This window comes from Butyricimonas paravirosa, assembly GCF_032878955.1.
Lineage (GTDB): Bacteria > Bacteroidota > Bacteroidia > Bacteroidales > Marinifilaceae > Butyricimonas > Butyricimonas paravirosa.
Genome location: NZ_CP043839.1, coordinates 4,596,334 through 4,621,810, shown reverse-complemented (window position 1 = coordinate 4,621,810; position 25,477 = coordinate 4,596,334). Strand labels below are relative to the sequence as shown.

19 protein-coding genes are annotated in these 25,477 nt (G+C 39.1%); 2 read left to right on the top strand and 17 right to left on the bottom strand.

Annotated features, from left to right (window positions below; translation table 11 throughout):
* Window positions 1–75: 75 nt before the first annotated feature.
* Complete coding sequence (locus F1644_RS18645) at window positions 76–999, top strand: polyprenyl-phosphate transporter (protein ID WP_168044429.1); 924 nt, start codon at window positions 76–78, stop codon at window positions 997–999.
* A 152-nt stretch (window positions 1,000–1,151) separates the two neighbouring features.
* The gene (locus F1644_RS18640) at window positions 1,152–1,892 is read left to right on the top strand and encodes a shikimate dehydrogenase family protein (RefSeq protein WP_118304876.1); all 741 of its coding nucleotides are present in this window, start codon (window positions 1,152–1,154) and stop codon (window positions 1,890–1,892) included.
* A gap of 12 nt (window positions 1,893–1,904) precedes the next feature.
* Here the strand turns inward: F1644_RS18640 and F1644_RS18635 are convergent, their stop codons facing one another.
* The 17 genes from F1644_RS18635 to F1644_RS18555 all read right to left on the bottom strand — a co-directional run bounded on the left by F1644_RS18635 (window position 1,905) and on the right by F1644_RS18555 (window position 25,275).
* The gene (locus F1644_RS18635) at window positions 1,905–2,438 is read right to left on the bottom strand and encodes a hypothetical protein (RefSeq protein ID WP_118304875.1); all 534 of its coding nucleotides are present in this window, start codon (window positions 2,436–2,438) and stop codon (window positions 1,905–1,907) included.
* A 143-nt stretch (window positions 2,439–2,581) separates the two neighbouring features.
* The gene (locus tag F1644_RS18630; RefSeq protein ID WP_087421705.1) at window positions 2,582–2,962 is read right to left on the bottom strand and encodes a hypothetical protein; all 381 of its coding nucleotides are present in this window, start codon (window positions 2,960–2,962) and stop codon (window positions 2,582–2,584) included.
* Window positions 2,963–3,021: 59 nt separating this feature from the next.
* Window positions 3,022–3,945 carry a S1 family peptidase gene (locus F1644_RS18625; protein ID WP_229782457.1) on the bottom strand — a complete coding sequence of 308 codons (924 nt, stop codon included), beginning with the start codon at window positions 3,943–3,945 and terminating at the stop codon, window positions 3,022–3,024.
* Window positions 3,946–4,075: 130 nt separating this feature from the next.
* Window positions 4,076–5,221, bottom strand: a complete 1,146-nt coding sequence (locus tag F1644_RS18620; RefSeq protein ID WP_118304873.1) for a TlpA disulfide reductase family protein — start codon at window positions 5,219–5,221, stop codon at window positions 4,076–4,078.
* A 30-nt stretch (window positions 5,222–5,251) separates the two neighbouring features.
* The gene (locus F1644_RS18615) at window positions 5,252–5,758 is read right to left on the bottom strand and encodes a TlpA family protein disulfide reductase (protein ID WP_118304872.1); all 507 of its coding nucleotides are present in this window, start codon (window positions 5,756–5,758) and stop codon (window positions 5,252–5,254) included.
* 79 nt (window positions 5,759–5,837) lie between these two features.
* On the bottom strand, window positions 5,838–6,923 hold the full coding sequence (locus tag F1644_RS18610; protein WP_209279543.1) for a thioredoxin family protein: 1,086 nt from the start codon (window positions 6,921–6,923) through the stop codon (window positions 5,838–5,840).
* Between the two features lie 77 nt (window positions 6,924–7,000).
* Window positions 7,001–7,564, bottom strand: coding sequence for a DUF4843 domain-containing protein (locus F1644_RS18605; protein WP_147344472.1), 564 nt, complete (start codon window positions 7,562–7,564; stop codon window positions 7,001–7,003).
* Window positions 7,565–7,578: 14 nt separating this feature from the next.
* Window positions 7,579–9,054: a RagB/SusD family nutrient uptake outer membrane protein gene (locus F1644_RS18600; RefSeq protein ID WP_147344473.1), complete on the bottom strand. Its 1,476-nt coding sequence runs from the start codon at window positions 9,052–9,054 to the stop codon at window positions 7,579–7,581.
* Window positions 9,055–9,065: 11 nt separating this feature from the next.
* Complete coding sequence (locus F1644_RS18595) at window positions 9,066–12,362, bottom strand: SusC/RagA family TonB-linked outer membrane protein (protein ID WP_158571889.1); 3,297 nt, start codon at window positions 12,360–12,362, stop codon at window positions 9,066–9,068.
* 143 nt (window positions 12,363–12,505) lie between these two features.
* Window positions 12,506–13,672 carry a FecR family protein gene (locus F1644_RS18590; RefSeq protein WP_118304868.1) on the bottom strand — a complete coding sequence of 389 codons (1,167 nt, stop codon included), beginning with the start codon at window positions 13,670–13,672 and terminating at the stop codon, window positions 12,506–12,508.
* Window positions 13,673–13,769: 97 nt separating this feature from the next.
* Window positions 13,770–14,309 carry an RNA polymerase sigma factor gene (locus F1644_RS18585; protein ID WP_118304867.1) on the bottom strand — a complete coding sequence of 180 codons (540 nt, stop codon included), beginning with the start codon at window positions 14,307–14,309 and terminating at the stop codon, window positions 13,770–13,772.
* A 287-nt stretch (window positions 14,310–14,596) separates the two neighbouring features.
* Window positions 14,597–16,900 carry a Gldg family protein gene (locus tag F1644_RS18580; RefSeq protein WP_118304866.1) on the bottom strand — a complete coding sequence of 768 codons (2,304 nt, stop codon included), beginning with the start codon at window positions 16,898–16,900 and terminating at the stop codon, window positions 14,597–14,599.
* Window positions 16,901–16,913: 13 nt separating this feature from the next.
* Entirely contained in the window at window positions 16,914–17,834 is a 921-nt protein-coding gene (locus F1644_RS18575) for an ABC transporter ATP-binding protein (RefSeq protein ID WP_118304865.1), read from the bottom strand.
* 105 nt (window positions 17,835–17,939) lie between these two features.
* Window positions 17,940–18,863, bottom strand: coding sequence for a putative zinc-binding metallopeptidase (locus F1644_RS18570; protein WP_118304864.1), 924 nt, complete (start codon window positions 18,861–18,863; stop codon window positions 17,940–17,942).
* Between the two features lie 33 nt (window positions 18,864–18,896).
* The gene (locus tag F1644_RS18565) at window positions 18,897–20,411 is read right to left on the bottom strand and encodes a RagB/SusD family nutrient uptake outer membrane protein (RefSeq protein WP_158571891.1); all 1,515 of its coding nucleotides are present in this window, start codon (window positions 20,409–20,411) and stop codon (window positions 18,897–18,899) included.
* A 12-nt stretch (window positions 20,412–20,423) separates the two neighbouring features.
* On the bottom strand, window positions 20,424–23,936 hold the full coding sequence (locus tag F1644_RS18560; RefSeq protein WP_229782458.1) for a SusC/RagA family TonB-linked outer membrane protein: 3,513 nt from the start codon (window positions 23,934–23,936) through the stop codon (window positions 20,424–20,426).
* Between the two features lie 175 nt (window positions 23,937–24,111).
* Window positions 24,112–25,275, bottom strand: a complete 1,164-nt coding sequence (locus tag F1644_RS18555) for a FecR domain-containing protein (RefSeq protein WP_168044431.1) — start codon at window positions 25,273–25,275, stop codon at window positions 24,112–24,114.
* Between the last annotated feature and the right edge of the window lie 202 nt (window positions 25,276–25,477).

The following is a 25,477-nucleotide window of genomic DNA, read 5'->3' as shown; positions in this document are numbered from 1 at the left end:
ATAAATCGTAAATCAAAAATGTTGATTCGTGAAAGGAAATCTAAAATTTAAAATCAAGAAATTAATTTATTGTTCATGGAGAAGAAAAAGAACTACTTACTATTAGTACTTAGAGGATGTGCCATGGGTGCCGCAGACGTAATCCCGGGTGTTTCAGGAGGTACTATTGCATTTATCACGGGTATCTATGAAGAGTTGATCGAGTCGATTCGATCAATAAACCTGAAAGCATTACGTTTGTTGGGAACCTTCCAGTTAAAAGAGTTTTGGAAACACATTAACGGAAACTTTTTAATTTCTGTCGTTGCAGGTATTGCCATATCCATATTTTCACTGGCAAAATTGATGAAATACTTGCTAGAAACCCACCCGTTATACATTTGGTCCTTTTTCTTTGGTCTCATCATTATTTCTGCCCTCATGGTTTCAAGAGAAATAAAAAAATGGGATATACTAACCATCACCTCGTTAATCGTTGGCGCCATCATCGCGTACACGATCACGGTTCTCTCCCCAACCAGTACTCCGAATGACTGGTGGTTTATTCTCCTTTCCGGGGCTATCGCCATTTGCGCCATGATCCTACCGGGAATATCCGGTGCCTTCATTCTGTTACTTTTAGGGAAATACGAATACATCATTACCGCCGTCAGCGAATTCAACATTCCCGTTCTACTTACCTTCTTAGTTGGAGCTGTGGCTGGTATAGTCGCTTTCTCACACTTGCTATCCTGGTTATTGAAAAACTATCATGGAATGACAGTAGCCCTATTAACAGGATTCATGGTCGGATCACTCAACAAAATCTGGCCCTGGAAAATTACAGATACAGAACTGGTTAACGGGATTGCTTTTGATGTTGAAAAAAACGTTCTCCCCAATACCTTCAAGCAAGTTAACGGGAGCGATCCTCTTGTATGGCAGGCAATCCTCATGTGTATCATTGGTATTTTACTCATATGGGGTATTGAAAAACTAGCCGTAGTACTAAAAAAATAGTTCATCAAGGGTTTATAAAGTTCGTCAGGTTCATAAAGTGACCGTGTCTTTATCTGTCGTAAAACAACTGTAGATGAAATAAATACTCCATAGGAAATTATGCCTCCCGAACTTTTTAAACCTTATAAACCTTACAAACCTTATAAACTCCCATGCAACTTTTCGGATTACTCGGTTTTCCTTTGGGACATTCATTTTCAAAGACTTACTTCACTGAGAAGTTCAAGGCAGAAAAAATAGATGCAGAATTTGTGAACTTCGAATCTGATAATATTGAACAGACACTACAAGTCATTAAAACAACCCCCTCGCTAAAAGGATTTGCCGTCACGATCCCTTACAAGGAGAAGATCATTCCCTATTTAGACCATATCAGCGAGGATGCCAGAAAAATCGGAGCCGTTAATTCCGTGAAAGTAGAACACACGATTTCCGGTTCCATCCTAACCGGATACAACACTGACATCTTAGGTTTCAGAGAATCTTTATTAGAATTTATCCAGACACCGCCTACACAAGCTTTACTTTTAGGCACTGGCGGAGCGTCCAAAGCCGTCCGGAATGCACTTACCTCTTTGGGAATAGAAGTATTCACGGTTAGCCGTACCCCCCATTCTTCCTCTGAAATCTCCTACAACCAAGTTGCCCGTTACCTACCCAACACTCCTTTAATTATTAACGCCACCCCCGTGGGGATGTGGCCGCATATAACCGATTGTCCGGACATTCCTTATCATCTTCTCTCCTCAAATCATTATCTTTTCGACCTTATTTATAATCCGGAAATAACCGAATTCATGCACCGTGGAGAACAGCAAGGGGCACGAATAAAAAACGGCTTACAGATGCTCTATCTGCAAGCCGATTATTCGTGGAAACTCTGGACTACTTAATAGTTCAGAGTATTATTTTAAGAAATAAGCTACTTGTTTTGCCTGAGTTCCTTCACATACTTTGACAGGAGTCATCGGCACGTCATTGTAAGGAATGAATTCCATGACTTGTAACAAAGCATATTGTTCATCTTCACTACAATAAGCCTCCAAGCTTAAATTAGATTGTCCGGAACGGGTCAATGATTGTAAATCATCATACCTATTTTGCTCCAAAATATCATACAATCGTGAGGACTGATTTGCAGCCACATACACTTTATGTTTCTTCAACACCTTTCCTGTTGGTTTGTAAACGTAACGCTCTTTCTTTACCAAAAATGCCACGACTCCCCATGCTGCAACACCTAAACCGATCATAATAACAACAGAAGAAAGCGTATCACTCTGAGCCGTGTTAATATAATTCGCACCATACCAAAGGATTGCAGCACCCAAGATCAACAATGCCAAAGGCTTTATAGGAGATTTTTTCTTTTTTTCTATTTTATCTTTATCTACATTCAAGAGAACATCATCGATATATTCAAATTTACTATCACTCATGACTTTATAATTTTTGTATAATTAAATAGTTTATTTTTTCCACATATTCATGCGTATGTTCTTGTTCCCGAATACAATTCAGTCAAGACATAACTCTACCCGCTAATAATTAACGAGCAGCGTTTTTACAAATAAACCAAAAATCATACAATGATTTCGCGCAACGCAAAGACATAGTATCCAACGTCCTGCTTTAACGCAAAAGAGTCGAGATAATCGTTTTCAATATACCTAAAATAAGGAGTAAAAACCCTTTTATATTCTTCTAAATAAACAGAAATATTATTTTTTTGCAAATAACGAAAAGTCGGTTGCACATTTGTTACATCCTGAACCGTGTTGACCGGTAATGCATTTCCGTTCATCGCCGTCAGCATGGCTAACCGTTCAAAATCATCCTTCTCATGTGAAACAAGTCGCTCTTGCCCCGTTGCCTTTGCTAAATAACGAGTAGAATCTATCCCTTGTCCAAGATAGATTACTGCCACCAAAAGCAACACGCAATATTTCACAAAAACTTTCATTCGATATACCTACAATAATACATGGCAAAGGTAAATATTTTTTCGAATATATGCTAGTTTTATTCATTCTTTCCCTGCATCAACATTCTCAATGAACTCACAGGAATTGTCAGTTTCACATTCATCTGCTGGCTATAAGGCGGCTGATTAGAATAAAATATCGCACGTATACTAGACACCATCGCCACCATGTTTCCACAATCATCCATGATCGGTCCCCCACTTGACCCCTTGGCGTAATCAACCGTAAGTTCCATCCGGCGTGCAAAGGGATCTTTAGCGTCAGAAGTCGTTGTTCGCATAACCACCCCGTTCGTGTATGCATACGGATATCCTTCCGGATGACTTAACAAATGTACCCCTGTCCCCGCCGGGAGGTCATTTCCCAATGGTATCGGGGTAAGCATATCTCCCCGTGTATCAATCTTGAAGAAAGTCACATCTGCAGCTTTATTAAAACTCAAGATCTCGGTAATCGGGTATACTCTCCCCTCTTCCGTGGCAACAAACATAATACTATCCCGTGGATTCAACTTAGCTGTTGAGTCCAGAAATTCCCAAAACACATGGTAATTCGAGACACAAATCCCGTCGTTCGATAACACGACTGCCGTTGCCCAGCCTGTCACTCCTTCCGGATGCATCATCGCACGATGATACTTGTTGACAGTCAACACGCTGCCCCTTCTCTTCTCGATCATATCTTGTGGGCTCAATTTTTTCTTCTCTACCCGTTGAGATTCCAACCGGACTGGAGTACTCTCTTTTACCTGCTGAGCCTGCTGCCGTAACACATGCACCCCACGGAATAACGTTTTTACCTCATCCCGTTTCAAAGAATCCAACAGATCTGCCTCCATGTGCGTATAATCACGATACACAACCTCTTTTTCGTTTTTTTGTCCTTGACACGCTACGGTACCGAATACGACCAAATACAAACCGATACTCAAGAATTTGCGCCAATAATTTATCATCTTCATACTAATCTATTTTAATTCAATAATCTTCGTTTCGTGTACATGACATTTCAAATTCTCAAAAGAGGTATTACATCTTATTAAAAAAGTGTAATTCCCGAACAATTTAAAACATCCTCTTACTGATTTCCCCCTAGTCCTCAAACATTTGCTCCAAAGCCTTCTCCAACTCTTCACCCCTCAAATCTATACCCACGATCTTTCCCTTCGGATCAAGCAAAAAATTACTAGGAATAGCCACCACACCATATAATTTTGAGGCATCGACCTTCACTCCATTCATCCCAGCCAACTGCTCCCAAGGCATCCCATCCTTCTCCACTGCCCTCAACCATGCTTTTTCAGAACCATCCAGAGAATACCCTATTACCGTAAACCCTTTATCTTTAAAACGATTATACACTTCCAGCACATTCACATTTTCCTTACGACAAGGTCCACACCACGACGCCCAAAAATCCAGTAACACGTACTGCCCCCGGAAAGAACTCAACGAAACGTCTCTTCCATTTATATTTTTAGCTGTAAAATCTGGAGCAATACCTCCCATCTCCACCGAGACCGTCTCTTCCAAGAGTTTCCTATATCTCTGCCCTAATTCAGAATTTTTCACCTCCTCATCCAACATTTCAAACAAGGGAATAATCTTTGACTTTTCTCGGGCTATATTATACGTTCTTCCCAACCAATCTAAGGCAACAAGTGATCCCGGATGCTGGTCAAAAAAACGCTTTTCCACCTCGTAGAGCCTGCCTTCCATCAAAGTATTCTCCCTATTTAAACTGATAAAAGCCACGTCATCACGATTACGGTACGCTTCACCATATCTTTTTCGGTATCCATCCAACCAATCTCGATAAAAGCTGATACTATCCGTATATACCTGTAAATCAACATTTGATGGTGTTCCGCTTACTCTAGCCCCTCTCAACGTCTTTTCAGCCAACACTTGTATATCTCCCTCTTCAAGAAATACAAACATAGCATCATCCATGAACCGAACTGCATCCTCAAAGAAAGTTGGATTCTTTTGATCCATACGCACCAATGCCCGTTGTGGGTAAGGTATCCGTCCCTTCAATTCAAATTTCCCATTCATATAAATCGCCGAATCCACCCGAATGCTATCACTCCCATCTTTATAAAACACGAACAATTTATTTTGCGGATTAGTTTCCATCATCACGGTCAAAGTATATTTCCCCTTCCATCCTCCTCGTTGGCATCCCCCAATCCCAAGGCATAAAACCACAACTAACTGTATATAAATAAATTTCATTATCAATTAACTTTTGCAACAAAAATAAAATCATAATCCTCTCAACTTTTTTAATATCTTCTCGAATTTCGGATCCGAAGGCTTTGGTAACTTTAATTCTGCGATTCGCCCCTCCTTGTCCAGCAATATCATACGCGGAAGGGCTGCAATTTCAAAAGCACGCATAAAATTCTCGTTACCCACTATCCACCATTGCAATTCCAGTCTCTCCCGCAAAAAGCCCAGCTCAAAACGCCAGCGCCTTTCTTGAGCATCACTGGAAATACTCACGAATACAATATTTTTATCCTTATATTTTTCTTCCAACTTTTTCAAATTCGGGAACTCTTGTTTACAGGGCTGACACCATGAGGCCCACACGTCGATCACCACGTATTTCCCTTTGAACTGCTCCAACGACATTTTTTCCCCGTCGACATCCTTAAAGACGAATTTCGGACACACATCTCCTTTTTTCAAAACCTTTATATTTCCATCTTTCCCGGCCCAACTAAACAAAGGCAAGCACAATAAAAATGTAATGAATAACTTATTCATACCTATTTCAATTTTACAAACCCGTGATGTTTATAAACCTGTTTCCAAGTTCATAAACATCACAAGTTACATGAATAAATTAGAACTTTTTAATCTCTTTTGCAAAATATTTCAGTCCATCCTGTAACACGACATTTTTCACTTCGGGTGATAACTTCAAGGACAAATCAATTAATTTCTTTTTCTGTTGATCATCCCATTTTCCTTTTAGGAAAGTGATTGGACGGAAATATAAATAATTCAACTTCTCCTCTTTCATCGTGGGGAAAATCTTCATAAAAGCAGCAAATGCTACATCTGCATCATACGAAAACATTCCTTTCAACAAGGCAACATAATCATACAAATAATCCTTACCTGGTAAATTACAAGCTTTTAAATTCTTCTCGACCACCTCCACATCCGCTATATCTATTGTTTTATTCCTTCCTCGGATCATATCCTCTAATTGATTCTCAAACATCGAAGTTAATTTTGCATTCACAGGCTCGACCCCCACACCTTTACGGAAATTATCCACATGACGCAACAAGTAGTTGATATTTTCGGATCCCACGGGGGATATTTTCGGATTCTCGTAAAGAAACCAATACGTTGCGTAAGATTTTTGACTATCACTCAAATTCTTCATTAAATCAGTTGTAACCACTTTTGCTTTATCATACTGTTTGGTTGCCTCTAACGCTTTCAAATAAGAAAGTACAAAACGAGTCATTCGATTCCCAACTGCATACATGGAATCCATTTTCACCGTAGAGATCTCTCCCAAAGCTAATTTTACTTTATAAATAAACTCTCCTCCCATTGGAGTCATTCCCACGATCGAATTAATTAAATCCCCATCTGCATTCAACAATAAAAACGTGGGATAAGCATCCACCTTGTACTTTTTCGCAAGCTCCGGCCCTTCTCCCTCTTCCATATCATATTTCACACACACGAAAAGTTCGTTCAAAAAATCACCCACTTCCTTTTGGGGTAAAACCTCTTTTGCCATAATCTTACATGGGCCACACCATGAAGTATAGCAATCAATAAACACTAACTTTTTCTCACTCTTTGCCAGCTCCAGCGCTTTCGTCAGGGACAATTCCTGAAATTTTGTTTGAGCATATAAAGAAGTTATAAATAGGGAGCTAACAATGAATAATATTATTTTTTTCATACACTATAAAATTACAGAGATATAATCATTCAAAAAACAAGAGGTAAACATTACCTCCTGTCCATCATAATCTTTCATTAATATGCAGTTTGTCTCATCCGTAACTCTGCACGATAAAACCGAGGGTCAAAAACAGAAATCTCCTCATTCGGAACGATCTCAAAATACAAGCAAAAATTTTGCCTTTCCCCTGCTGTATTCGGATCATACGTCATTATAATCGGTATATACACGCTGGAAGAATCCGGATGAATGACACAATATTTTTGCATTTCAGGATCATCAAAAGCAACAAAATTTATCCCTTCTACAGCAACGGCCGTTGAATCATTAACATAACTCACACTATCCACATGTGAAAGAGTACTTTGTTTCAAAGAAAAATAACGATCCTTCGTACTTTTTTGCCCATAAACCATTAATCTAAAATAAAGCGTATCTCTTAACTTCGTGGAAGACACAATCGTCATGGAATCCCGCCCATCTATTCCCTCTCCAAAATATGGATTAGAATCATATGGCCCAATTTGATCATAATAAAAACACAGCCCATCTCCACCCCTATAAAAATTAGGTTTTTCTTCAGTACAAGCACTCCATAACCCCATAGTGCATAATATAATTAACAATACTCTTTTCATACTCTTACACTTTATTATTTAACATCTGCATATTCGGCTTCAGGCAATGGCATGATATATTGATCCTCTGAGCTAGTGGTGATAGCCCCATACATATTTTTCACATTATTACGTTTATATGTGAAAAAATTTTGTCCTTCAGCAACATATTCCCGAATACTTTCCAATATCACCCGTTCTTGACGATCATCTTCAGTCAATGGCTTATAAGTAATCCCTCGGGCATTGCAATATTCTTCATAAGCGGCATTAGCCTCTGTTAATGTCCCACACTCCATTATAATGAAATACATTTCCGGCAAACGAATAATCGGGAAATTATGCGGAGCTGATGTATTATTGGTTGTAAAGTCATTATATTTAGTTATATAATACTTTCCATCTGTCACCCAAACGGAATGTCCGGTTTGCCAATCACCAACCCATTCCCACTTTCCACTGATATTCCACCAATTCTTATACCGCAAATCATTTTTATAATCTTCTCCGTATAAATTTATTATAAAATCCTCTTTATTGTAACATACCTTTCTAGAAAAAGGATCTGAAAAGGAATTTACATCATACGTCTCGTTCTTTATTCCAAACAGATGCTCTGAATAATGAGTTTTATCCGTCACCGTATAATCACTCATATTATCATTAGGAGTTGTCAACCGAACTTTTGAAGTTCCATCTTCATTTTTGGCTTCTTTCACTAATTTCGCATAACGTAAAGCCTTCTCTTTATCCCCTCTCCACAAAGCAGCCCTAGCTTGTAATGCTAATACAGCGTAGTAATTACAACGACTTTTTCTATAGGGCCATATATTCGATGTCGAATTTGTTGCTTCAAATGTCTGTGTCAATACGGGCTCAACCGTCTGCAAAAACATCTCCGCACTGTCTAAATCCATTTGAACATAATCCATAAATTGATTGAATGTATGATACGTATAGTCCTCCACATCATTCACCCGCACGTAAGGTACGTATGTTTTTGATGCATCTGCCGCAGATGGAACCGGTCCATAGAGTCGTAATATATCCAAATGGCAACATGCCCGCAAAGCGTATGCCTCTCCTCGACAAATCTTGTATATGTTCGGAGTCAACTTTTCTACATTTTTAGCCATCTCGCTAAGCATTGAATTCAAATTGGCGATTACCTTGTAGAGTCCGGTAAAACACCATTCATTAACATTATTCTGGCTATCCGATTGTTCATAAGTATGAATTGAAAAATAGTAATCATCACCTTTCATTTCCGGATCGCAATAATAAGTATTTGCCATATACTCAACAAACGAAGATCCTCCGAAATAACTGATAGGTGCATAGATTGACATTGCCGTATAATAAGCTCCATTTAGACCTTGCGTTATCCCCACGTCTGTTTTAAACAATGTTTCTGCAGCAACTGTCGTTTCCGGTTGGATCGTCAGCCAATCTTCACAAGCACTACATGCCAGTAGCACGCTTAAACCTAATATATATATTTTTTTCTTCATATCACGAAAACTTAGAATGTACAAGAAATGGAAAAATTAGGATTTATGGAGAAAGGATAAGATGTTCCTCTTTCTCTTTCAATGGTTGAAAAATAGAAAATATCTGATAAATCAGCCGAAATGGCTAAACTTTCCAAACCAATAACTTTTTTCAACCATTCCTTCGGGAACGAGTAATGAATATTTACATTATTACAACTAAAAACATTATCTTTATGAACAAAATCACTACAAACCCTCGTTGCAATATCACGTGAAGTCGTTCCCCATTGATTTTTATAACGAGCCTGATCCCCGATATGTCTCCATCCATATTTTAAAAGCCGTCGATCAAGATTCGAAGACAAACTAACATTTTCACCCCTATTCAATTCAGTATAATTTATTTGTTTTCCGCCCCATTTCACTCCGAATCCAACAATTACACTCAACCCCTTCCATGTAAAAGAAGTATTAAATGTACTATTCACTTTCGGCTGGCTATCACCCAAATAAACCAAATCATCAGGATTTTGTTCCAATGTTGTCGTTACCCCATCTGCCTTCAAAAAAACACGTTGTCCGGAAGTCGGGTCAATACCCACGGAACGTAATCCATAAATAGCATCCATAGATTTACCCTCCTGATATTTAATCGCATCTGTAGCAGTACCCATCTCCCTAAACTGACCTTTTATCGCTTCTTTAAATCCTTCGGAGAGTTCTACAATCGTATTTCTAAGACGAGTAATGTTAGCATTCAGATTCCATCTAATCCCTTTTGCCTCACTATTCAACAAAACGAAGTTCAAATACCATTCAAATCCTTCATTCCGAATTTTCCCAATATTACCTCTCACGGCATTGAACCCATGAGAAATGGGTAAATTCATATCCGTCAATGTATTATTTGTCAAGAAATTATAGTAGTTAAATTGAATGGATATCCGATCATTAAATAAACCTAAATCAACACCAACATTATGTTGTATTGTGTTTTGTTGTTTTAGGTTCGGATTAGCAAAACCATTCAATGTCCAACAAAGTCCTCCCAAATAAAGATCTTGCGAATTACGATTAAAAACCTCCATATAATCTTGAGGAGCTAAAGATGAATTTCCCACAACACCAAAGGAATAACGTAAACGCAATTCATTGATAAATGGAAGATTGTTCTGAATGAAAGATTCATTATTCATCAACCAACCACCACCAATAGAATAATAAGGAGAAAATCGACTATTTTCGCCAAAAGAAGATGCACCATTATAAGTAATAGATCCATCCACGAAATAACGTTGATCATAATAGTAGTTTGCGATATAGGAAAAACTTGCCCGACGAGTCACGCTCTTATCACCAAAAACATGACCATTTTCGGGATAGGCCAAGGACATCCCCGGATGATCAATATTATCAGCCATAAAGCCACGGGCCGTCCAATTAGCATTATCTTCTGTTGACTCCGATAATTCTGTACTAAATCCCGTAGAGAACATATGTTTATCTTTAAACGTGTTTGTATAATACAACGTACCACGCACTTGCCACTCTATATTTTCACGTTCACCTCTCGTAAAAGAACCTTTCTGCTCTAATTCTGTCACGGTATTAAAATTTTTGTGACTCGGCGGATAATAGGAATCCCCCTTCGTTTCTTTCCGAGAGATACCGAAAGATACCTCCGTGTAAAATCTTTCTGTAAAATTATATTTTAATCGAGTGTTACTACGAGTACTATAATATTTTGTTTTTGCCCAGACACCAACACTCTTGTCATATAACGGATTATCAATAGGATAGTTAAATCCTCCATTAGGATGATAATAATATTCAACAGGCTCCCCATCTTCATCATATGGTTTCCAGTAACGGTTCATATTCACATAATTCGAAAATTGTCCATAAGGAGAATCTTGATTACTATTTACCCCTATCGACAAAGATTGCCAAATATTCCATTTATCCTTACGGTATCCCAAGCTCATGGTACCATTGAAATTATTACGCTCAGAATCTTTCATAGCTCCACGAGTCGATTGATAATTCAAATCCAAAGAATAATTCCATGATTCCTGTCCTCCACTAACTTGTAATATATGATTTTGCCCAACCCCTGTACGAGTCGGAACCTTTAGCCAATTATAATTCAACCCATTAGCGATATTAGTTTCTATTTCATCATATAATTCTTTATATAAATCGCTCTCCCAAAGACCATACTCTTTCTCTAATTCAAATTTCTCTGAGGCTGACATCAAATTATCATAAGTACCAAGAGATGGAATTTGAACATTTACACGTCCTTGGTACATAATCCTCAAATTCCCAGCTGTATAACGATTCGTTGTAATCACGATCACGCCATTAGCACCTCTGGACCCATACATTGATGTTGCGCTGGCATCTTTTAAAATCGTAATATTCTCAATTTCATTCTCATTCATATCCATGACACGTTCCAGATCAACCTCAAAACCATCCATGATAAATAAAGGACGATTGTAATCCGGACGTCCACTTTCTTGTGATTTCAATTCCTCTGCTGTCAACATCGTTGAAACACCACGCAAACGAATCTCTGGTAATGTATTCGGATCCGATCCCATTTTATTATTCTGCACAATCCGTAAACTTGGATCAATATTAGCTAATGTCTGAAGGACATTACGAGAATAGTTTGCCTTAATATCATCTTTGGTTACCGCCACAACAGCCCCTGTAAAACTCTCTTTCGGTTTATTGAAAATACCTGTCACAACCACCTCTTCCACCTGTTGGAAATCCTCCTCCATCACGATCTGCAGCGTATCTGTTTTTTCCGTAAAAGCAATTTTCTGTTTTTTATATCCCACGAAAGAAAACTCCACCTCCCCTTTCGTCACAGGTAAATCTATCGCAAACCATCCTTGAGCATTGGTTGCCGTTCCCAAGCTCACCCCCACCATTCTTACCGTCACCCCTGGTAGCGGTTCTTTTTTCTTATCACGAACCCACCCTTTTAATCGCACGGATTTCTTTTCTTCTTTCACCTCCTGGGGTTGAATCACGATCACATGATCTTCAATCTGGTAAACGAACCCCGTGTTTCGAAGGACTTCATCCAGAATCTCTTGGATAGTAGCCTCATGTACGTTTATTGATTTTACCCGGATATTCCTCACGTCATCCATATTATAGATAAACGTGAACTCACTACTTTTCCGGATAGTCGAAAAAACATCCGTCAACGCAACATTTTCCAATGCCAGAGTAAACCTTGCATTCTGTGAATAACTTGCTGCTGATACCGAAACAGACAACAAGAAAAAAAAGCACAAAAATTTCATAACCAACAATGTTTTTCGCAGCCTTATTTTCATAAGACCACCAGAATTACATTTTTTTTTCATAACTTTGTTCTTGAGTTTTACATTGAATTAAATATTGAATGTATTCGGACAGATAGCATGGGGGTGCTGTCTGTCTTTTTTTATTCATACACGTTTATAGTTCTATCTTTTATTTCAAATTTTACACGTTTAGTTTGTTCTATTCTTCTCAGGATCTCGTTTATATCCCCATAACGTCTAATCTCGACAGAGAATTTCATCTCTTTCAACGCTGGGTTCATATAAAAAACATTCACGTTATACCAGCGGGCCATATCATCCAGAATTGTCTCCAAATCAACATCTTCAAAATAAAAAATCCCCTCTTTCCATAACACATAATTACGGGCATCTACCTGTTTCACTCTAAACTCGTCATCAGACCATATTGCTTGCTGGTTAGGCGATAAAATAACCTGTTCATTACCTTTTTTCAACTGCACCTTTCCTTCGACCAACGTGGCCACCACCTCTTCTTGATAAGCCGAAACATTAAAACTTGTTCCCAAGACCCGAATATCAACCCCATTCACGGTTACAATAAAAGGTTTTTCCTTATTCTTTGCCACTTCAAAATAAACCTCTCCCTCCATCTCAACTTTTCTCTCCTTACCCGTGAAAGCCACCGGATAACGCAACCTCGACTCCGCATTCAACCACACCCGAGTTCCATCTGCCAATTCCAACGAAAATTCACCTCCTCGCGGCACGATCAACGTATTATACTTTACTTCTGTCGATTGTCCGGCTAAAGAATCCTTCCCCGAATACTTTACCCTATTATCTGATGTCAAAATTCGGGTTCCCCCCTCCTCTTCTAATTGTAAGCTTATTTCTGGCCTCAAATCCACCTTTTTTCCATTAGCAAGTACAAGCTGCGCTTTCATGCTACCATGTTCAATTTGGGCAACAGTACCATTCTCCACCTCCTGCTTTTCTTCATTTACAAGCCAAAAAATTCCAATGCTCACGAATAACACGATAACCGCCACATACTTACTCCACGTAATCCACCGGTCAGTCTTCCGAACCGTATGAGATTTCACTGTCCCCCATCGGGATTCCATTAACTGCCTCCCCCGCTCCTGATCCTTCCAAGCCTCGTTCCCAGTCTTTAATGATTCTAAAATATTCGCATATTCCCCCCGGTGTCGTTCGTCCTCATCCAACCAACGGGCCAACACGACCCGATCCTTGTCATCAATCGTTCCGATCAACTCTTCGGCAATAAGCCGGGCAATATCCAAACGTTTTTTTAGTAAATCCATACTTTTACATTTGTAATTTTATCATAGAGATTACTTCAAATGAAAAGTGGGTAGGTCAAACTAGAAAAAAAATTCAAAAAAAGAAAAGATTTAACATTTACTCCCCTAACAGGAATATCAAAATCACAAAGTAATTTTGGGATAGGGTCCCCCTTAATGTCTCGTAAGCAGACTTTTTCAAACACTTCACCGTGTTCACGGAAATACCTAATTCTTCCGCAACCTCAGGGTTCGTTTTCCCTTCCAAATTCAAAAGGATCACGTTACGAGTCTGTGGTGGCAACTGGTCAATAGCAACATATAACATTCGCATGGTCTCCTGCCGGGTAACCTCCTGCAAGAAATCGTAATCATCCACGTTGCCCTCATCCAATTGCGCAAAATAATTTTCCTTCACCCGTTGATGCTTACAATGATTCCAGTACAAATGACGCGCAACCGTGTATAAAAAAGCTTTCCCGTAATCAACAGAAACAATCTCATCCCGCCGTTCATAAACCCGGATAAAAGTCTCTTGTGCTAAATCTGCCGCTAATTCATCATCCCCCGTGTAGCGTTTCATGAAAGCGTACACGGATGGAAAATTCTCCCGAAAGAATACTTCAAAGTCTTTATTGGTCTGAATAATAGCACTCATAGTGCTACAAAAATAAAGATTTATTCTGTTATCCCCAAATTGTTATATACTCATATAAATATTGATATTATTTCAATTTCAACTTTCCTCGTTACTAGCTCCTTGCCCTTTAGATAAATTTCCGGTCTAATAACTTTTACACCCTAATATACTCTAGCATTCAATAAACATATCCTGGGGAGATTGGTTGGTAAATTTTTTCCAACATTTTAATCACCCCAGGAATACTTCTTGATACAAATTGCATTTACCGACTCGTCATCACGACACGGATATACTCAAATTATTTAACGTCCTCTCCTTCTCAACCAAATAACCATAGCTAAAATTAGTATCAGACAAGGGAAAAGCCATTGAAATGACATAGTTATTAGTCCCATGTCACCTTCCTCCACAAGCAAATTATTATCTGTAAATGCAGGTCTACGCACATCAATAGGAACTTCCCCGTCCGATAACCAAAAAAACAAACTTTGAATAAGGGTAAAATTTGAAGCACGCACCCCTCTTCGACTAGTACTTAATTCTCCATTTGCAATACAATCTGCATCACCCAATATTGTTATCTTTTGTTCTTTTTCTCCCATTTTTCGGGTCAAAGCCAAACCTGTCACATATTTCTTTTGAATCTCACCACTACCATTATCAAGTGTAGCTCTTTGGTCCTCATTCATAAAATCAGTAGTTTGTAACTCATTCCAAGCAAGCGTATCGGTAGCAAGAATTTCTGTAACGTTAAATCCTTTATCAAGCGTATACTCTAACCCAACCGCATCAGGCATTGAAATGACCGAACCAAAATAACGTAATCCCGCTAATTGATACAAATTATCAATATTTTTAATATCTGCCGTAGGACGAGATTGTGTTAAATTAGAATACTCTCCAGAATTTGCCAAAATCCCTGGGACAAATTTCACTCCAAAACGCTCAATGAGAGAGTTTGCAACATCACGTCTCTTAGGCTCTGTCGCAATTACCAAATTATCTCCACGCTCAATATACTGATCCAAATTACGACGTTCGTTCTCGGTCAACTCCTGTTGAGGATCTGCAATCACTAATATTTTAATATCATCAGGTATAGGTTTATCCAAAATTACTTCTGCAACATCAAAACCTTGATTTATTAAGGCCGGACGAAATGTTTTATAATTAACAAAGGCAGAATAACTTCGGTTATCATCCTCTTTGATTGATCGTTCCCCGTGCCCCGACAAGAAACCGACAATCGGTAATCTCATCGTAATCCGCTTAAATGCTGCAGTTATTTCAGCCTCTGATGGTAATTTTTCGAAATCATTATAAATTCTAAGAAACGTTCTCTCACCGTTATCTCGAACCAATTCTCGTACGAAGGTTTTCCCCTCGCTAGAAAGATCCACCAATTTATCAACTTCACCCGGCTTTAAAAAGAGTCTGGAATTTACTTTATGAAGCTCCATAAGCCGCTCTGCACGCTGTTGCATCGACATATTGGGAAACCGATATTCCAAACTCGGACTGTATATTGAATCATAATAATATACATACTTAAGTTTAATTTCCGGCTTGAAACGTAAGTAATGACTAAAACGAGCCATATCATTATTCACAAAACGCGGGAATGCTATGGGATGATTCGTCTCATCAAACAAATTTACATAAGTTGTAATCGTCAAACCACCTTCCATTTTTGCAATTACATCCTGACTATTAGGCGTTAATGTATTAGCTTTAGTCGTCGTGGCATCATAGTAACATTTCATTACCGGACGAGACGTAATGTATCCTAAAATAATCGTAATTGAAAAAATCAACAAATATTTACTCATAGAATGAATCCATCGAGCTTTTTGTCGACAGGCTTGCAGACGAACTATCGTTAAAGAAAGAAATAACAGAATTACAATCAAGAAGTAAATCAAATCTTCACTCCCGATAAAACCGTATAAAAACGAAACAGAACGACCGGATATAGAAAACCAATAAGTTATATCTCTGACAAATTCAATATCTTGCCACATCACCTTTACATAATTCAACGCCGTAAGGATCACCAGAGTTCCAATTGCTGCAACAACTTGATAAGAAGTCAAGCTTGACATGAACAAGCCTATCGCCGCATAAGTACATATCAACAAGTACAATCCCAGTAAAGCAGTTAACAACCAACGCCATTCCACATTCTCAATCACACAACAACCAAATCCCACGTATATACCGATAATACAAATCAATAAAGAAGCATACACCACCATAGACAGGTATTTCCCTAAAATAATCTGCGTATTGGTGATCGGGGACGAGTAAAGTAAGTTTATTGATCCACTACTCAACTCTCGACTCATCAATCCCATCGTTAATAAAGGAATATACAGATAAAGATAATTCTGTACCTCGAATAAAAGCCCTCCCGACGGATTGGCAAATATGGCTTGCGTCAACATTGGTGTACGATACCCCAACAACATCTGCGTCACACGTAACTCCAAGGCAGAGGTAAATAATAAACTCACTTGAAATATAAAAACAATGATAATAAGCCAAGCTATTGGTGAATAAAATAATGTCTGCAATTCGGCTTTTGCTACCTCGTAAATTTTCCTCATGATTTCTACTCAATTATTTTTTTGACAATTCTGCAAATACCTCGTTTAACGAGCTCTTCTCAATATTAATCTCCGTCAGTCTCCATCCTCGGTTCACGCATGTTTCCACAATTTGCTCCATCGCATCTGTCGAGCGATCAAAAAACAGACGATACCGTGGCCCTCCCAACTCTTCAACCTTAATTACCCCCGGAAGTTTTAGAAGTTCATTTCTCGTTGGCATTGCCATTAAAATCGCAATTGCGGAATTAGGAGCCAGGTAATTATCAAACTCATCAACCGTTCCGGCAAATACGACACGTCCCTGTTCGATCATCCGGATATCATCACATAAGGCCTGTACCTCCGAAAGGATATGAGTTGATAACATCACCGTCCGTTCCTCCGCAATTTCTTTCACCAATCGACGTATTTCAAGAATTTGATTAGGATCAAGCCCGTTTGTCGGTTCGTCCAACACGACAAAATCGGGATTATGTATAATCGCCTGTGCAATTCCTACTCTCTGGCGATACCCTCCTGATAGATTTCTTATTACACGTTTCTTAAAATGAGAAATCGCACAACGTTCCATCACTTTATCCACCGCCTTCTGAACCTCTTTTCTTGGAATATCTCGCAATCCGGCACAATAAGAAAGATATTCATTTACGGTCAACTCCATTTGCACAGGCGGATTTTGAGGCAGGAAACCAATATATCGTTTGGCTTTCACCGCATTCTCCGTCATTGAAATTCCTTTAATCCAAACATTTCCTTCCGTCGGTCTCAACACCCCGCACATGATGTTCATAATCGTTGACTTCCCCGCCCCGTTAGAACCGAGTAACCCGAAAATTCCCTTTCCTGGTATTTCAAAATTGATATCTTTAATAGCCCATTGCACGCTATAGCGATGTGACAAATTCTCAATTTTCAAAACTACATTTTCCATAATTCATTACATATCAATACAACATATATAAATACAAGCCCCTACCCGATCTGTAATTCATACAAATCAGACTCGAACAAACTAGACTCGTGATAAAAAATTTTGTTACTCGCCGTAACTCGACAAATCGTTACTTATTTTCTGCAAATCAATTTGGTAGTTTGTCTTAAAAAACTCAATAACCAAATTATATTTCTCGCGTATCTTCCCTTGGGTATCTTTACTGGGATGTAAAAAACCCGATGGACCATCAGAAATCCATTCTTCATACGAATGATCTACAATTGCATCAATATATGAAAACCAATCTCTCTGTGGAGTACTCGAATTATCCCAATTAATAAACCCATAACGGTATATATACGGTTTATTATTCACGTTCGAAAATATCGTGTAATTTCCAATCGCAGCGAATTCTGCTGTAACCGGAATGTCTAAATAATCTAAGAATACCCGGTGTAATACCCTCTTGAATTCATACTTATCCGCTTTTGTCATTTCATCAATCCGACTACTGCCATAAGTGACCAAAATATAATCAACCCCTCTACAAACTAAATAATTATTATTCAAAAGTTCCACCGGAGATCCATACCCGCTTTTTGCTGAATACAAACTATCAACCAAGAAAACCTTAAGCGGTAATTGTTGTCTCAAAAACTCTTCGGGATAATAATCCAACCATAATTCTTGAAGCAATTTTACCTGTTTCCCAACCCAAGCTTCATCCGAAGGTACATCAAAAAGCCCGGCTGCCGTACTATCTTTTTCGGGAAAGTAAGTCCCGTTCACATACTCATCCGTATTATAATAAATATCCTTTGGATTATATTTGTAAAGGAACAACGTATTGTATTTTTTAAACATCTCCAGAATATCCTTGTCATAATCATGATCTCCTTGCGGCAAATCATATTCACTATAAACTTTTTCATTTTCCATTGATGCATGTAAAGCTCCTTCTTTATAGCATCCGGATAATCCCAACACGAGGGACAATATCAGTGACCAGAATCTTATTTTTTTCATAATTCATCCAATTATTAAATATGACCTATCATCTCAAGGATTTGCCTCCAAATTGTAATTTTTATCGAGAACAGAGCGCGGAATCGGAAGTACGTAACGATCACTCCCTTGCGGTAACACATAAGTAGCAGGAATCTCTGATTCACTCCCTTGATACACGTGTGTTATTTCCGGCATCCCGTACCTTCTTAAATCAAACCAACGATGATCTTCAAAAGCGAGTTCACGCCGACGTTCTTCCTTGTAAAACGTTAATAAATCATCTCCTGAATAATCAACATCTTTATATTCCACGTTACGAGTATCATAACGGGAAGAACGTAAAAAATTAAGATCAGTCAAAGCACTTACACGCAAACGTTCCTCTCCATTTTGAAGATAACGGCGCATGTTCGCCTCCGCCCTGTTCAAATAAAGTTCGGCCACGCGCATTCCTTTAATCGGGTAATTCGTCTCTGCGGTATATTCTCTTCGTATACCATATTTGATTTTAAACTCCATCAATGGAGATGAAAAATCCCTCATGTACTCGTAATAAAAACGCAAACGTAAATCTCCTCTGTTGTTCACGTTACTTTCTGTGAAATCATACAATTGTACAAGTTCGGGAGAAGGAACAAACGTAAATCCAGATTGAGCAAAATCATACTCGTAACTATTTCCGTACCCCAGCCAAATCACCTCATCACTCTCTCTTCCATAAACATTTTTAGCAGGATTGTAAGCTAACCCCCAAGTCTGATAAGGAGCATTTGCCATATCGAATAAACTGGAATTCTTTGCTAACCCCATAGATGCATATTTCTCTGCCTCCTCCCATTTTTCCATATAGAGATATAATCTTGACAATAATGTATAGCAAAACATTTCCGATGCCTTAAACTTACTATTTTCTCCTCCATACTCACGTAAAAGTGGTAGTGCCTCTAACAGATCCGTCTCAATACATGAATACACTTTGGCGATGGAAGCTCGCTTGGGATATTCATCCGAAACTTCCGATGTCATGATTAAGGGAACACCAGGAACTTTTTCAATATCAATTCCCGGAGCATTATAAGGCTTTGCAAAAAGATTCACTAACATAAAGTAAAAATAACCCCTCATCGCTAAACTTTGCCCTTTGACATTTGCTTTCTGTCCTTCACTACCCGTCACCTCGTCTAACATATCAAGAACAACATTACACCCCTTTATACAACGATAGTAATGATCATAAGTATCAGCTCCCTGTACACTACTATTTTCTAGCTGCTCGAACATATCAAATTGCCAAGCGTACACCGGCCAATATCGTTTATAATACTGTTGCACCATTTGATCTTTGGAGTAAACACAAGTAACATCATCCGTCATCATATCGAGATATAAATGAAAAACATTCTCACTATGCCCCGCAGAATATACTTCCCCCATGAGTAACTGTTGTAAATCATCCGCAGAACTGGGCCTCATTTCATTTTGACTGACTTCCTCCAAAAAATCTCCACATCCGCATATCCCGACTAAACAAATTAAAAAACATATATTCTTACCCATTCGTTTCATATTCATATGCTATTAAAAAGTGACATTTAAACGTATTGAATAAATTCTCGACAAAGGTTGACCTCCCGTTGCAACTTCCGGGTCTACCCCTTTGTAGTCCTTACTTACAATTATAAACGGATTACTCATAGAGCCAGAAATCGATGCTCCTTTCAAAGCTATACGTTTCACAAATTCTTGCGGTAAATTATAAGTTAATGTTAAATTATTACATCTCAAGAAAGAGGCATTAACCACCCGGACATCCGAATAATCATACATCTCATACACGTTACTATTAAGATAACCAGAAGGGAAACCGATATTAACATTTCCTGTTCCCGCTGAAGGGATAGACGGAATATTCGTATACTTCTCATCTCCCGGATTCCTCCATCGTTTCACGAACTCTTTTGAATAATTGTCATAAGCACTCGGGAGCGAATAAGGAAAATTTTTACTTTGGAACAAAGGATGCAAAAAACGCTTTCCCCCGATACTCAAGGTGAAACCACTACTCAACGATAAATTTTTATACCTGAAAGACATAGATAAACCACCTGTAAAATCAGGTTCCATCTTTCCCATATACTTCATGTATTCCGTTGCATCATTTACCCCGATACCCTCCGGATTATTCTGTTTATTCGGAATATCAAATATAGGTGTTCCATCTACAGGATCAAGTCCCTTTAACTCGAAAGCCCAGAAAGCAGAAACCGGATAACCACTCTTGTTCAATTGCCCACTAACAGCCGATAACCACGAATTATCCGGCAGTATAGTACTTTTAACCTTATTCCGGTTCTTAGATGTGTTCACTGAAATATTCCAAACGAAATCTTTCAGTCGGATCAACGTTGTACTCAAATTCAACTCGATTCCTTCATTTTTCATCGTTCCCCCGTTAATAGGCATCTCTTCAATCCCGTAACTAACCGGAACACTCTTATAAATAATCAAATCTTCAGCTCGTTTCATGTAATACTCAACGGATAACATAATCCGATTCTTAAACAACCCCATATCCGCTCCCAAATTAATAGTTTTCGTCTTTTCCCAGCGGAGATCAGCATAGGGTAATGATTTTATTTCTAACTCATACTCACCCGTCACGTTATTCACCACGTTGGTTGGAAGTTTGGCAATAAGATCCGGTCCAAAATTTTCAGCAACATTTCCCTGCCACCCATAAGAAACACGTATATTCAATTCACTGAACACCTTCTGATTTTGCATCCATGACTCATTATGCACATTCCAACGTCCACCTAGTGACCATACCGGAAGGAATTTAGACTTACTATCCTGTCCGAATCTATTGGAGGCATCCGAACGCACACTAGCCGTAAACACGTAACGTTCATCAAATGAATACGTCATACTACCATAAAAAGACAAGAAATTAGAAGTCCTATCCACTATCTCGGTTTTAATCTTCTGATAAATGGGATTCGCACCCGAAGAAATCAACTGAGGGGGCAAGGTCACATTTTTCCCTCTATTAGGAAAATAGCCATACGTCACCGCTGACACCTGCTTGTTTATCGTACTACGACTCTCTTGTCCAACGACAAAACCAATTCTATGCTTACCAAATAACTGATTGTACGACAAACTATTCCGCCACGTGAATGAAGAACTTCTTGCTTCCGTGTTATTCAATTCACCGCCATGAGGCAATTGCGAACGTTCATAAACAGGGTCTCCCTTCAAATATTGTCCGAACTCATACCCCCGAATAGCCGTGATATAATAACTATATTCTGACGCATACGACTCTCCCACCGTATTATTTGACCCAAAACTAGCCAAGGATTCGAATCGTACCCCCGGAAGAATGTCATAATCAAAATTCGCCGTCATATTAAAAGTCCGCCTGTCATTGGTATTCCCCGTTTCCGCCAGTTCATGCAGGATATTGAACTTGTATCCATCCGCCCGATCATAGAAAAACAACTCTCCATCTTCATCAAAACAAGGAATAGCCCGGCTCGTGGACAATGCATAAGAATAGGGATTGGCAATATAAAATCCATCGGTTACACCGTAGTTGGCATTCAACCCAAATCCAACCCTGATTTTTTTGCTCAAATGAGCATCCATCCGAAAAGAAGCTCCCAATTGTTCTGATTCATTTCCCTTCGCCGCCCCCTTATTTTGTACATAATTCAAAGAACTGTAATAAGTCACTTTGTCGCTACCACCTGAAACACTAATACTATGACTATGACTTAACTGAGTTTGATACAAAATATCCATCCAATCTGTATTCATTTCTTCAAGCTCCTTTACTGCCGCATTAAACTCATCATATGTGATTTCCTTATTCATATATCTTTCCATCTCTCTCTCATACCCCACGGAAGTTGTCGGAATTTTACCCAATAAACGTTTTTCATAAACCTCTCGAGAGAAATCAATTCTTTCTTTTGAATTCATCAAATTCATCTTCTTATAATTTAACTTCTCAGTGATGGTTAAACCTCCCGAATAAGTAACAGACAATCGTCCGTTTTTACCTCGTTTCGTGTTTATCACGATCACACCGTTAGCAGCCTTCACCCCGTATAACACAGTAGCAGAAGCATCCTTCAACACGGTAATATCCTCAATATCATTAGGATTCAGCCAAGCGATACTATTACCCACAAAGTTACTGATCATATCAAAATTATCTCCCAAGTCATTCAGAGCCTGCGCATCGAAAGGAAGTGGATCCTCTTGAATAATACCATCAACCACCCAAACCGGTTCTTGATTACCAAGTAAAGTCGAAGTTCCTCGTACACGTACTTTCTGACGTGTCCCCACCAAACCTCCCGTATTCATCACCACCACTCCGGGAAGTTTTCCCTGTAACATTTGTTCTATACTATTAGTTCCATCGAAAAACATATCTTCTCGTTTAACCGTATTCGTTGAGCCAACCATATCCGTCTTCCGAATTCTTTGGTAACCAGTAACAACAACCTCATCCACAGTCTCCGAAACCTCGCTCAAGACCACGTTAATCGTATCTTTCCCTGTATACGCAACTTCACGTGTTTCCATTCCGACAAAAGAAAATATCAAAGATAAATTTTTGGGAGGATTAGGAATTATCATTGAGAACTCTCCCTTCGTATTCGTAGCCACCCCAAGAGTCACCCCCTTCACCATAACCGTCACTCCGGGCAAAGGTGTTTTTTTCGTGTCACAAACCTGACCTCTCACCCGTATGGTTCGTACACTATCCTTTTCCACTTTTACCACGGGAGTGATCAAAATATAATCATCCACGAATTTATAGGTCATCCCGCTCCCAACAAGAATCTGTTCCAATATCACGGCCAATTCCACATCTTTAAAATTTGCCATCACCTTTTGTTGCATTGTTAACCGATCGTCATTGTAAATTACGACCTTATTGGTTTGTTTACGAATCTCCTCAAAAACCTTTTTGATGGATGTCTCCCCCAAATTCATGCTTAATTTCTGTTGTGACATCACATTTGCTGATAACGTACACACAAAACAGACACATAAAATCCAAGTTAACTTCATAATTCTCCACATTTGTTGCCGCTTATTTTTTATCAAAATAAGCCACAAGACATTACTTTTTTTCATACATTTGTAAGTTAAGTGATACTTAATGTTTCCCCTCAGGAGGAATTACCGGATCGTGGCCCTAACACTTTCCGGTATTTTTATTCCCTTAAGAAACTGGTTTTACAATTTATTTTTCATTAGCGACAATCACATCTCCATTAATTTTAAATGATACATTCGTGGTAGCCTCTATCAAAGCAAGAATATAATCTATATTATTATATTTCTTGAAAGCTCCGGAAAATTTCAAATGTTTCAAACTCTCCTTACTAAAAAAGAATTTCACTCCGTACCAACGCCCCAATTTATCCCCCAACTCCTCCAATGGCATGGCATCAAAATTCAGCAAACCATTTTTCCAATCGACATACGTACTCACATTCACCGCACGAGTCCGACATTTCCCACTCTCATTATCTACCACGAACTGACTGTTTGGAGTCAAAATCTCGCTAACATCTCCCCTTGTCACGTCCACTTTCCCATTCACCAAAGTTACTTCCGTGCGAGCATCTCCCTTGTAAGCCATCACGTTAAAGCCTGTTCCCAATACTTTCACGTTCAATTGTTCCGTACGCACTATAAAAGGATGCTTCTCATCACGAGTCACTTCAAAATATGCCTCACCCTCCAATTTCACGACTCGTTCATCCCCTACAAATTTTACCGGATATTTTAACCGAGATTCAGAATTCATGTAAACCACCGTACCATCTGACAAAACCAATCGATACTCTCCCCCCGACGGAACGATCAACTCGTTATACACAACATCTCCCTGTAAGGAATTTTCCTGTTTACTATAATCAATATATTCTTTCCCGTTCAAAATTGGGAAACCCTTTTCACGGATCGTATCCCCATTCGTGCATCCCAACTCAACCTCAAATCCAGATGACAACACCAAGCGAGCTTTCGCCTCACCCGGTTTTACCACCGGGGACTGAGCCACAACCGAAGAGGGAATTTCTTCTTCCCACGATCCCACAAGCCATGTAATCCCAATCAGCACAGCCACACTTGCAGCCACACTCCACCCGATTCGTCTGAAATGACGCCTTTGCCTCTGTTCCTTCCTGTGTTCCACTGCTTTCCATGCGGCACTCATCTCCACGTTCTTCCACCGGGCCACATACTTTCCCGTGTACCAGGCCCGCTCTATTTTTTCAAAGAAGACACGGTGTTCAGCATTTTCCCGCAACCACGCCTCGAACTCCTCCCGTTCCTCCACGCTCGCCTCTCCCACTAGAACTCGATAAATTAAGTCTTCCATGTAGTCTGAAATAGCCATACTTATTCTTATTTTTTACAAGTAGGACTAAATAAAAATCAAAACGGGTGAATGGAGGCACATTTTTTTCGAAAAAATAAACTTAAAAAACGGTAACTCCTACCATTCTCTCTAATTTTGAGTGACTGTTACCTGACCGTTGCCTGACTGTTGGGCGCTATCGCCGCCTTGTCGCCGCCTTATCGCCCACTTATAGCCGCCA